Origin of the sequence: Calditerrivibrio sp., assembly GCF_049968475.1 — a bacterium.
GTDB lineage: Bacteria > Chrysiogenota > Deferribacteres > Deferribacterales > Calditerrivibrionaceae > Calditerrivibrio > Calditerrivibrio nitroreducens_A.
On record NZ_JBMFQS010000012.1, the window covers coordinates 1 to 11623 of the forward strand.

General features: G+C 35.4%; 11 protein-coding genes. 1 reads left to right on the forward strand and 10 read right to left on the reverse strand.

Translation table 11 applies throughout. The annotated features are described in order from the left end of the window. Window positions 1-441 (forward strand): DEAD/DEAH box helicase family protein (locus ACP5Q2_RS08830; RefSeq protein WP_428099300.1); only part of this gene is annotated, 441 nt, incomplete at its 5' end. Between the two features lie 193 nt (window positions 442-634). On the opposite strand, the gene ACP5Q2_RS08835 is transcribed toward ACP5Q2_RS08830, so the two are convergent. The 10 genes from ACP5Q2_RS08835 to hisI form a co-directional block, all read right to left on the reverse strand. After that, complete coding sequence (locus tag ACP5Q2_RS08835; protein WP_428099303.1) at window positions 635-3103, reverse strand: flagellar hook-basal body complex protein; 2469 nt, start codon at window positions 3101-3103, stop codon at window positions 635-637. A 16-nt stretch (window positions 3104-3119) separates the two neighbouring features. Next, the gene (locus tag ACP5Q2_RS08840) at window positions 3120-3788 is read right to left on the reverse strand and encodes a flagellar hook assembly protein FlgD (protein ID WP_424606286.1); all 669 of its coding nucleotides are present in this window, start codon (window positions 3786-3788) and stop codon (window positions 3120-3122) included. An 8-nt stretch (window positions 3789-3796) separates the two neighbouring features. Beyond that, a complete protein-coding gene (locus ACP5Q2_RS08845) occupies window positions 3797-4987 on the reverse strand; it encodes a flagellar hook-length control protein FliK (protein ID WP_428099306.1) in 1191 nt (396 codons plus the stop codon). Between the two features lie 72 nt (window positions 4988-5059). Further along, window positions 5060-6160, reverse strand: coding sequence for a lipid-A-disaccharide synthase (lpxB, locus tag ACP5Q2_RS08850; RefSeq protein WP_428099309.1), 1101 nt, complete (start codon window positions 6158-6160; stop codon window positions 5060-5062). After that, window positions 6157-8517: a type IV pilus secretin PilQ gene (locus ACP5Q2_RS08855; protein WP_428099312.1), complete on the reverse strand. Its 2361-nt coding sequence runs from the start codon at window positions 8515-8517 to the stop codon at window positions 6157-6159. Before ACP5Q2_RS08855 ends, lpxB begins: the two co-directional genes overlap by 4 nt. Then, on the reverse strand, window positions 8514-9035 hold the full coding sequence (locus ACP5Q2_RS08860; protein WP_424606282.1) for a pilus assembly protein PilP: 522 nt from the start codon (window positions 9033-9035) through the stop codon (window positions 8514-8516). The genes ACP5Q2_RS08855 and ACP5Q2_RS08860 overlap by 4 nt, the downstream gene beginning before the upstream one ends. Next, on the reverse strand, window positions 9032-9655 hold the full coding sequence (locus ACP5Q2_RS08865; protein WP_424606281.1) for a type 4a pilus biogenesis protein PilO: 624 nt from the start codon (window positions 9653-9655) through the stop codon (window positions 9032-9034). The genes ACP5Q2_RS08860 and ACP5Q2_RS08865 overlap by 4 nt, the downstream gene beginning before the upstream one ends. Before the next feature lies 1 nt (window position 9656). Continuing rightward, window positions 9657-10202 (reverse strand): PilN domain-containing protein, encoded by a 546-nt coding sequence (locus tag ACP5Q2_RS08870; protein ID WP_424606280.1) that lies wholly within the window; start codon window positions 10200-10202, stop codon window positions 9657-9659. Continuing rightward, window positions 10199-11239: a type IV pilus assembly protein PilM gene (pilM, locus tag ACP5Q2_RS08875; protein WP_428099316.1), complete on the reverse strand. Its 1041-nt coding sequence runs from the start codon at window positions 11237-11239 to the stop codon at window positions 10199-10201. The genes ACP5Q2_RS08870 and pilM overlap by 4 nt, the downstream gene beginning before the upstream one ends. 18 nt (window positions 11240-11257) lie before the next feature. Further along, a complete protein-coding gene (gene hisI, locus ACP5Q2_RS08880) occupies window positions 11258-11596 on the reverse strand; it encodes a phosphoribosyl-AMP cyclohydrolase (protein WP_428099319.1) in 339 nt (112 codons plus the stop codon). Window positions 11597-11623 lie beyond the last annotated feature (27 nt).

Below are 11623 nucleotides of genomic sequence, written 5' to 3' on the forward strand. Positions count from 1 at the left end.
ATTGTAGAAAATTTTAATTTGGACAATATTCCTGTTGATTGGTTGGGTGTTGATTTTGAAAAATTTTCATCTTCAAAAACTCTTTTTGATTACCAGCAAAAGGCATTGGAAAATGCGTTAAAAACATTGTTTCTCTATTTTGAAGAGGATAAAGCAGATAAAACGAATTTTTTCACACGGTATCAAAACAACGGATTAACCGAAGATTTAAGCTACAACCTGAAAAAGGAAAGCAAATCTTTAAAATACCTTTTTGATTACGATAAGGAATTCCCCGTTCAGGATGACAAAATTTCATTTAACCACTTCATCAACCGCATGAGTTTCTGGATGGCTACTGGTTCAGGTAAAACCCTTGTGATTGTAAAACTACTTGAATTGCTTGGTTATCTTATGAAAAATAATAAAATTCCTAAAAAAGATATTTTATTTTTAACTTAAAGAGCCAAAAAAATGTGCTCTATCATCAGAAAAACAAGTCTCATCACTTATCAGCTAAATACCATCTTACAACGTAGACAATAGTACATAATTTTTAAATAATTCAGCATTTATTAACAAAAATTATACTTAACACAACACCGAAAAATATTAAGATATTAAATAAAAAAGCGGGGATACCCCCGCCTTTATATTAACGTTTAAGATTCAACAACTCCTGAAGCATTTCATCACTGGTGGTTATTACCCTTGAGTTAGTCTGGTAACCCCTCTGCACTGTTATCATGGTGACAAATTCCAGAGCTATATCCACATTTGAGTTTTCTACAGCACCAGATTGGATCACGCCTCTACCACCGGCTCCGGCCACACCTATTGCTGCAAGACCTGAGTTTGGAGTTTCAGAAAATAGGGAACTCCCCACCCTTGACAAACCTTCCTGGTTTGTAAATATAGCAATGGCGATCTGTCCCAAAACTTTAATCTCACCATTGCTGTAGGATCCCACAATCTCTCCCACATCATTGATACTTATTTTATCAAGATCGCCCCTCTGATAGCCATTCTGGTCAGATTTTGTAATTGTAGAAGGAGCTGCAGAAAGAACCATACCATCAAACTCCCCAGGTTTACCAATGAACACCTCTACACCACTTATTTTATCTGCCCCATTACTTGGTGAAAGTGTGTATTTAAGGTTTGGAATGATATTACCGTTGTTGGCATCATATATCCCCTGAAAAGATCCATTTGGGTTAAACCTTACTGTCACCTCATCACCTGTTGTCCCGTCTATAGAGATAGAATCATTGATTTTATCTGCGGGAGACAGCTTTAATTTCCATTCGTTGTTTGCTTCATTGTAGAGATAAAATTCATAGTTTACCGTGTGGGGATTACCCTGGGAGTCATAGATTGTTTGGCTTGTGATGAGCTGACCACCAGATGCATTCTGAATAGTCTGGTATTTCATATATTCATTGAATGTCGCATATGTTCCGGATCCGATTGCTGACAATGTGATATAATCTATCTGGTTTTTAATACCTTTCTCCCCTGTAACACTGATCTTACCATTTTCAATTTTTATGCTACCAGCATCAAGCCCAAGATAATCTTCCAATTTTTTTATCAGATCAGCAATAGAATTACCTGATGCACTTATAGTCGAAACACCATCGCCGTGTGGTATATTACCACCTATTCTGGCATCCATCTGAATAGTTGAAGTACTATCAAGCCCGAGGGATTGTCCAGAATTTGTCATAAGGTTTGTCAGAAGATCAGTTGATTCGGCATATCTTAAGAACTTATTTGATGTGGATGTGGCACCCTGTGCTATTGTATTTGAAGTAACTACATTTGATTCAAATATGGTTCCGGAGTAAGCTTTATCAATTGAAAAACCAGTTATTATATTACTACCTGGAGTTGTTGCAGGGCTGTTGGTATATACTAATCTACCCACATTTGGATCCAAAGTATTGTCAACATAGCTGGCTAAAAAACCAGTGGAAACGTTACCTGAAATGGCCGTGGATATCTGACTTGCAAGTTCACCAAGATTATTAAAATCTGTTCCGGTAGTAATGATCTTTTCGTAAAAAATCTCACCAGAACTTCTGGAAGGGGTAATAGTTGAATATGTGCCAACCAGATTTTGAAGAACCGCAGCAAAGTTTGGATTACCGGAAAATGAGTTAACTGTAAAATCGCTGCTAACTCTATTAATAGACAATTTTCCACCTGATATTGTTACAGTAGCAGCTGGATCTGCAATATTAATAATTCTCTGTAATTCATCTGCAAATCCCTGCAATGTGTTGAAGGTATTATCATTATTGGTACCATCCGCAGCCCCATAGTTCAGTGTATATGTAGTACCATTTAATACCACATTCACGGTAGTTGCTGAATCAAGCCCCAGACTTACATCTGATGAGTTGTAAACGCCGGCCATGTTTGTAATAGCTGTGGCATGGGCTTTGATCCTCACAGGCTCTCCATCCAGTAGATCCAGCTTTAAGCCATTTGCATTGAATATCGAGGTTATAGGAGTACTTGAATTTGAAGTGGTTAAGAGGGGCTGATATTGTAAAATTGTCGGATCAGCCTTGGTGTCAAGGTTACCCGCCAAACTTATCTTTGATGTCTGTTTTGCTGCTAAGGTCATCTGTGCTGGCCCCATCTGAATATCTGTAATATCTGCATTATTCAAAAGTTGTCCTGTGGTGAGATTGGTCATCCACCCCTGCACTCTAAAACCTTCCGGATTCACCAGATACCCCTGCCTATCAAAACTGAAATTCCCTGCTCTGGTATAATACCTCTCTGTCTGCTGTTCCCCCCTCACTACAAAAAAACCTTTCCCATCTATTGCAAGGTCGGTTGTCACCCCAGTAGTCTGGAATGTCCCCTGTAAAAATATATTGTCAACGGACGCCACATTTGTACCCAAGCCGATTTGTAATGGGTTTATACCACCTATATTCCCGCTGGGGGCTTTACCTATTGACACTGTCTGACTCATCAAATCCTTAAACGTCAATCTACTTGCCTTGTAACCCACTGTATTTACATTTGACACATTATTACCCAAAACATCCATAGCTTTTTGATGTTGTGATAAACCACTCACTGCCGAATATAATGATCTTAACATAACATACCTCCTGAGATTAATTCTCAAATACTTCTTTCACAGTATCTGCCGCCACAGGTGTACCATTTACATTAAAGACGAGCTTACCATCCTTGACGGTTACACCTGTAACTTTACCTGAAGAGATCTGAATAGCAGATACTTCATTCCCATCTTTATCTTTCGCCTTTAAAGTATAGGTATAATACCCATCAGGTAACTGCGTACCATCTATACCTTTACCATTCCATGGTATAGTATTCAAACCGGAAGGTAGATTATCAAAATCACCGGTAGCCACCACAGCACCACTTTCGTTATAAATAGAGATTTTCACTTTATCTGCCGCATTATCCAGATAAAATTTTATATTGGCACTGCCATCCTTGAGAGAAAAACTATTTCCATTATAGGATATATTTTTCCCAATAAATGAGGCGCCACTTAGAAGCTGACTTTCTGTAGATTGAGTATTCTGCTTTTCCATCAATTTCGCTATATTTATCAACTGTTCGAGGGATGACATCTGGGTAGTCTGGGCTATAAACTCATTATTATTCATTGGCGACAGAGGATCCTGATTTTTGAGCTGTGTAATCATCAGACTCAGAAAATCATCCTTATCGAGATCTTTTTTTGGTTCCCTTGATTTTGTATTTAGCATTGCCAATGTTTTGCTACCAACACTTTCCATTGTACTAAGCATAGATCACCTCACGCATATAAACCTTCTACTTCTTTAGATTCAGCTACCTCTTCCACTATAGAGCCACCAAATTTAAATCCACTTTTACTCTCTTTACCCTGCTGTTTACCTTTATCCTCTCCAGCCAGTGTAAAACTAAACTCCATATTCTCAATATGTATCCCTTTGTTTTGTAATTGATTTCTCATCTGATCGATGTTGTTTGCCAGTAAAAATCTTGCTTGCTCATTATCTGTAAAAATTTTAGCGTTTATCTTCCCACCGCTCTCCACTAACTGAATCTCCAATTTTCCAAGATTTTCAGGATGTAGTTGCACTGTCAACTTTTTTACCCCCTGCGTTTTAGCCATTTCAATTGTATCAGCAATTTTAATAATATCTTTTACATCTTTCACTTCAAGATGTTTTACTTCATTCTTAACCTGACCACCATCACCATTTTCCACATTCAAAAACTCAACGTTAAATCTCTTCTGAAAATCAACACCTTTATCATCTTTTTTATCCCTTATCAGATCTGTTGCCAAATCAGTTTCATCCAAAACATCAACTTTAATCAAGGTCTCTGTCTCTTTATGACTTAAATTTTTCTCTTCATTCTTAATTTTTAGGTTTGCTTCGAAAAAATCTTTAAAGTTTTTGATTTTGACATCTTTATCTACAATTTTGGCTTCAGAGATTTTAATCTTATCTATCACTTCATTTATAGCCTCTATAGTTTTGGGCTTGATGAAATCGCCATTTAACTTACTATTTAGTAATTCAAGCTTCTCCCTTAAGCCACCCATTATTTTCTTAAGATCAAAACCATCATTCTCCAGCTGAACATTCTGTTCTTCTATGATTTTCATCAGATTCATAATCATTACAACAATATTGTCCATCTCTTCTGGATTTAAATTTTCATCATTTAAAACCTCTTTTAATTTTTCTTCTATGTTACTCACCTGAGTTTCAACGTCAGACTTCTGAAATGCTGAAGAAGGAAGATCTTTGTCAACTTTTTTTGTATTAAAACTACTCTCTTTTTTATCTACCTCATTTTTTCCGGAATGATTATCAGTATTTAATTCAGATTTAGAAGCAACGGTTTTAAAGATATCCTTAAAACTCCCCTGCGGTTGAGCCATCTTGCCAATGGCATTATTAGGCATCGTCAAAAGATCCTCTGATTGTTTCAGTGGGATAAAATTTATCATATTTCACCTCCGTACAGAATAAACAGAAATATTTATGCCATATTTTGAAGGAAATTTTTTCCCGTTGGATAATTAAAAGAAATTTTTATGTAGGTCTTGTGCCACCGTAAGGGAAGGATCCTTACCGACAAAAAAATTATTTATAGCTGATAACTCTCTATTATAAATATCCATTTGATCTAAAATAATTTTTGTCCATCTCACTAAACTTTCAGGATTGAAATCTTTATTTATTAATTCCGGGAAGATGGTCTTATTTAATATTATATTTGGTAACCCTATTCTCTTTAATCTTAAAAAATATCTCCCTATAATCTCTGTAAAATAAGGAACTCTATAAATTATTATAGGTGGCGTTCCAAGATATGCTGCCTCAAGCGTAGCGGTACCAGAGCAGCACCACAAGATATCTGAGTATTTCATAATATCATAATTATAACCCTTAGCTACTTTTATATGTTCAGGAAGGGCACCAAACCATTCATCTTTCACCGAGTCTGCCTGAGCCATGATGAAATTAAATCTATCTTTCAGCAAATATGAAGCATTGTAAAATATCTCAATGTTACCCTCTACCTCTTTTCTCCTGCTACCGGGTAATAGACCTATCGTTCTTTTATCCTTACAAAGCCCAAAGATCTCGTAAAAACTTTCCAGAGATTCGATTTTCAATTTAATATTATCTATTATTGGATTACCAACATAAACTGCATTTATCCCCTCTTTTTTAAATAGTTCTTCTTCAAAGGGTAGTATACAGTACAACCTGTCGATGGTTCTTCGCATCTTATAAATTCTTGAATAATGCCAGGCCCATACCTGAGGGGCAATATAATATGCCACTTTAAAACCATTCCTCTTTGCAAAATCTGCAAATCTCAAATTGAATCCCGGGTAATCCACCAGCAGTACTAAATCCGGTTTTATCTCAAGTAACTTTCTCTTCAAAAGACTAAACATCTTAAGAATAAATGGTAATTTACTTATAACCTCATTAAATCCAATTATCGTCATATCGGAGATATTGAAAAACTGCTCCTGCCCCAGTTCTTTTAATCTATTACCACCTGTCCCATAAAGCGAAAAATCCGCCAGCTTTCTGAGCTGACGGATCATATTGGATGCGTGGATATCCCCCGATTCTTCACCGGCAATAAGAAATATCTTTTTCATTTATTCTGTATTCTGGGTGTTATAAATACGAGGAGCTCTTTTTTAGCCCTCCTTTCGGTGTTATTTCTAAAAAGCCACCCCAAAAACGGTATTTTCGATAATCCAGGGACTTCATTTTTTATTTCATTCTGCTCATCTTCATAAATACCACCTATTACTGTGGTTTCACCATTAGCAAGAAGAACCTGTGTTTTAGCTTTCTTCTCCAATGTTTCAGCATTTGTGCCAGAAACAGCACCCAGAGAACTTTTTTCCACCTCTATCTCCATAAAAATCATGTTATTCGCCGTAATGTGAGGTTTTACTTTTAATTTAATACCTACATCAATAGTTTGGGATTGGGTGTTATCACCGGATGGAACTATTATAGCTTTACCACCGCTTTTTATTTCTGCCTCCTGATTATCAAGGGTGGTAATCTTTGGACTTGATATCGTTTTGGCTTTATTTCTTGACTCCATTGCAGAAATTGCCATATCTATATTAAAAGTATTTGAAATATTTCCAAGTGTAAGGGCAAGAGCACCAGTTGGAGCGCCTACGGGGAGATTAACCATATAGCCACCAGCACCACCATTTATACCGATGGAGTGTGGAAAATTTATCGATGTTTTATTTATATTGGTATTTGCACCCCATTTTATACCATAGGCAAGGTCGCTACTGTCAGATACCTCCACCACTCTTGCTTCTATCGTCACCTGTGGTGTCGGTTTATCCACCTCTTTTAAAACATTTTTCACTTTGGCAATGGAGTCTTTTGTATCTGTCACCACAAAACTGTTTGACTTGCTTTCCACCTGAACCTTTCCTCTGGGACTCAAAACACCCTTCACAACAGCATCAAAATCTGATGCTTTATAATAGTTCACAGGGATTATCTCTGTAAATAATGGTTCCGTCTTTTTCTCTTCTTCAGCAATTTTCATAAGTTTATTCTTCTCAGCTAAAATCTCATCCTGTCTACTTTTTGAAATTACCCAAACTACATTATCCTCTTCTAGTTCCACCAGATTATTTTCTCTGTATATGGCAGCAAGAGCTGTTTTGTAGTGTACGTCTTTTACAAATATAGATGTTTTCCCCTGAACCTCTTTGCCAAAAATTATGTTTTTATTTCTTCCGTAATATATTAATTTAATAGCCTCTTTCACATCCATATCCTTAATACTTAAAGAAATTAGTTCAGATGCCTCCACTTTACCCTTGGCACCTACATCCTTTTTAGCATCAACAGTTTTTGTAAACTGCTCAGAGCTACTATAAACGATCACAGATCCTTTATCATCTTCCACCTTAGAGTAAACATCCCCATTAGGTACAAATACCACCGCAGGTTTGCCCATCACTTTTCCCACTTTGACATATTTTATTGGCGTCCCATCATAGAAATTTATTGGCGAAACCTCCCTTGCAAACCTTACATTCTCTTCAAAAAGCAACACGAGGTTACCATCAATAACTTTTTTCTCATACCTCAATTTACCACCTGCAGACAAACTAATCCCCTGTACTTTGCCAACTACCCTTGAATCAATTTTATTGATGAACAAGACACTATCGGCAAGTTTTTCCTTATTTGAGGAGACAATAAATTTCCCTTCTTTAAAACCAACATTTATATCAATAGGTTTAGCCAATGATAAGATCAGTCTTACCTTTTGTGGAAACAACGAAGTTACAACTTTTATTTCCTTAACTATTCCCATTCCAGGATATACAGTCTTATCCCCTAACATTTTCACATCATAAAAATCCACATAGATATTATCTGCATTTATAAATCCATAATCAATCTTTGTAGTCCCATCAGTTAACAGTGTAAGATATACTTCGCTGTTGTTGGAGAGATTCTCAAGATCTGATATAAAAGTAGCCTGTTTTACGTTTAGTATTTCTACATTCTCTAACCAATTACTACTTTTTAATACATTTTTAACATCAGCTTTATCAATTTTAAATTTAACCAAAACACCATCGTTATTTATGCTGTATGAATAATCCACGTCATCTTTTAACGTAAGAGTAATGACAACCTGATCCTGTTTAGGCAAAATAGAAAATCTATCCACCAGATCATCCTTAAATGTAAATTTCATCGCATCAGCATCCACATCTGCTTCAGGTAACATTATGGTCAAACTGTATGGATTTTTACCATAATAAACAGATAGATCTTTTGGGTCATTCACTTTAATGTTCATCTCATACTTTTTATCATCCTTTTTTATATCAAAACCCTTTATCAGAGACCTATTTGCAACATTTTTATTATCATCTAATAAAACAGATTTCTTTTCGGCACACCCCAAAATCATGAACATCGCTACTGAAATGTATAATAATATTTTTTTCATAACTTACCTCCATCAGATATTAATACCTCTTTAATTACCGATCTAACATTGCCAAAAATATCTTTTTCCATCTGCCTGATCCTCATATATTTATCACCTATATCCACTATTATACCATCATTCAAACCTATTTTATCACCTATCTTTACATAAAATGTTTGCCCGGATATTTCCACCACCCCTACATTACCAAGTTTGCTAGTTAAAACCCCCACAAGTTTCACCTGATCCAGAGTTGCATTTTTTAGTGGATTTTCATTAAATTGGTTTGCGAGATTTTCTTTGTAAACCTCAACAACTGACCTAAAAGGGTCTTTTTTAGGCTTGTATTTAAGAGACTCAGCCTTTTGTCTGAACAAACTTTTTAGTTCTTCCTCCTGCTCTAATAGTTTCTGTAAATCAACCTTTGATGGTGCTTCTTTTTTCACAACAGGCTTATTTATATCTGAAACAACTTTATCTCCACCACCACATGCGACTAATGTCAACGCTGTTAATAAGCAAAATATCCTTTTCATTTTTTATCTCCAGCTTTCTTATTGCTATTGGTATCTTTTTCACTCTGCCCGGTAGCCTGTTTAAACATATAAGAGTTCATAGACATATTAACAGCAATAGCCACACTACCATCTGGATTTTTCTTTGGAACTACTGTAAAGTTATTCAAATTAATCACTCTATTTATAAAACTGATACTATGTAAAAAATTCACAAACTCAAGATAACCACCTTCGACATTCATGTTAAAATTGACCTTAGCATGAAAATCATCTATAGATGTTTCATTTGTGGGCTGAAAAAGAGTAACCTTAAGTCCGTTCTTCTCTGCTATATCGACTAATTGATCATATATAAGGTTATAACTTTTTTCGTTGGGTAACACCTCCAGAAGCATTGAAAATTGTCTGTTTAGTATTTCAACCTCCTGTTTAAACTGTTCGTAATTCAAAACCTTAGGCCTTATCCGATCTATCTCTGCCACCAGTCTCTCATGCTCTTTTTTTGTTTTATCAAGCTCTTCAGCTTGGGAAGTATAAAACATGAAATAATAAGAAGCACCAATAATCATAAGTATAAGCAGATAGCCTACATACCTATAAATCCTGTTTATTTTACCAAACTTATCAATAAATCCCATATCAACCACCCAGATTAACATTTGCAGTAATGCTAAAATCATTTATATCGATTTTATCAACACTGCCTTTTTTAACAACCTTCAGTTCAATATTTGAAAAGATCTTTGTTTTGTAAAGATTCATTATAAACTGATTGACAGAAGAACTTCTAAGGGAAGTCACATTAATAGTGATCATACTGCCATTGTAATTCATGTTTCCTATCCAAACATCATCCGGCAGAGCTTTTTCTATGTTTATGAATAATGGAGAGTACCCCTTCTGCCCTTTTTTGAGATTTTTTACTATGTCGATCTTTTTCTGTAACTCTGCTTTCTTTTTTTCAAAAGTGTCTATCTCCCTTTTTATTTTGTTAAGCCTGTTCAATTCACCTTGTAAAACCGTATTCTCATTCTTGTAATAAGAAATCTCAGAAAGCAAGGAGGTGTGAGTTGTGAAAATAAAAAACATTACAAATGCAAAACACAAGAAGAATACCACCAACTCAAGATAAATAGGATCAAACTTTTTTCTTTTTTTAACTCCTAACAGGTTAACCTTTATCATCTGTCATTCACCTTTCTTAGGGCTAAGCCTAAGGATGTATTAAATAGATAAGGATTAGTTGTTAGTAATTCAAAATCCGCCACACCTGTTATATCTATATTCATAAATGGATTAAATTCATTAACTTCAATATCTGTAGTCCTGTTTATTGCCTCTTTGAGATCGAATAATTTTGTAAGTCCCCCACATATGAAAATCTTTGAGGCTGCAAATCTATTATTGGTATAAAAGAGATCTAGGGAATGTTTAATCTCATAGCTTATTTGTGTGTTAAAGTCGCTGATGGCTCTCTGTAAATCTTCATTAAACTCCACTGCTTCGTTGTCCACCATCATAGTTTTAGCATCATCATAGGTGATACCAAGTTTCTTCTGGATAGTCTCAATACACACCTTACCACCTACGGATATCTCACGGGAAAATTCATAGAAACCATCTTTGACAAATACTATTAAACTCGATGAATGTCCAAGATTTACAATTGCATTCACCCCCGGCATTGCACCAAAACAAGCCTCAAAACAGTTGCTGAGGGCAAAAGCCTCCAGATCAACAACCTTTACCTTAAGCTTTGAACCAGATATAACGGAAACCATACTCGATATGAGGTCTTTTCTTGCAACGGCCAATATTACATCCGTAATATTACTTTCAGGATTAGATTCCACTATAGAATAGTCTATATTAACATCTTCAATATCCATCTGGATAAACTGTTGTGCCTGATACCTAAACTCCTCTTCCAACAGTGAGGATTCAACACCAGGAATATGCACCCTTTTTGCAATTACAGCATTACCCTTAAGAGCAATGGCTGCGTTATTATTATTGATCTTTCTATCTTTAACCAATTCATTAATAGAATTGACTATTTCAGCCATATCCACAATAGAACCCTCTGAGATTACATCCCTCGGAAGTTCTTTATAACCGATATTTTTAAGAATATACCCCGAATTTCCATCCTCTAATTCAACCAACTTTATTGCGTTAGAGCCCACATCCAAGCCAATCAAGCTTTTAGACCTACCAAACATCTTTAGCTCCATCCGTTTTTATTCTAAAGCGTTAATCTCCCTAAAAAAGCAACTATATTCCCCTGTATGACATGCAACACCTGACTGTTTAACCATGTATAATATACAATCTTCATCACAATCAACCAATATTTTAACTATTTTTTGCATATTCCCAGATGTTTCACCTTTCTTCCATATAGTATTTCTACTTCTGGAAAAATAATGTGCATATCCAGATTTAATACTAAGCCTTAGAGCTTCCTCATTGACAAAAGCCTGCATTAAAACATCTTTACTATCAATATCCTGAACAACAACAGGTATTAATCCATTCATTTTATCCCATTTAATATCTTTCAAATCAACCTTTTTCATAACTATATATTAACAATATTTTTTTAA